This window comes from Adlercreutzia equolifaciens, from assembly GCF_029076695.1.
GTDB classification, from domain to species: Bacteria; Actinomycetota; Coriobacteriia; order Coriobacteriales; family Eggerthellaceae; genus Adlercreutzia; species Adlercreutzia equolifaciens_A.
Genome location: NZ_JARFIK010000621.1, coordinates 1 through 288, shown reverse-complemented (window position 1 = coordinate 288; position 288 = coordinate 1). Strand labels below are relative to the sequence as shown.

The window sequence follows — 288 nt, the reverse complement described above, 5'->3', positions numbered from 1 at the left end:
AGGCTAAAGAGAATAAGAAACGTCATAAGTGCTGTGATGGCCGCCGCCCAGGCGATACCGATACGGGCTATGGCGGCAAAAGAGAATTCTATAGGAAATAATATGACTGTCAGGATACTTGCTGAGATATATCCTATAGCAAGAATCTGGATTTTCCGGCGGAAAAGTAAAGAGAAAAGAAATCCCGCCAAAAGGCCGAAAAGTCCTGCGGGGAAAAGGCAGTCGTATTTCCAGGCGATTAAAGACAGAAGGGAGAAAAGAAGAGAATATTTCATAAGACCTCCGGTA

At 44.4% G+C, this 288-nt stretch carries 1 protein-coding gene; it reads right to left on the bottom strand.

Features of this window, described 5'->3' with window-relative positions:
* On the bottom strand, positions 1–275 hold a 275-nt coding region (locus PZH32_RS13860), incomplete at its 3' end, for a hypothetical protein (protein WP_275208849.1).
* Between the last annotated feature and the right edge of the window lie 13 nt (positions 276–288).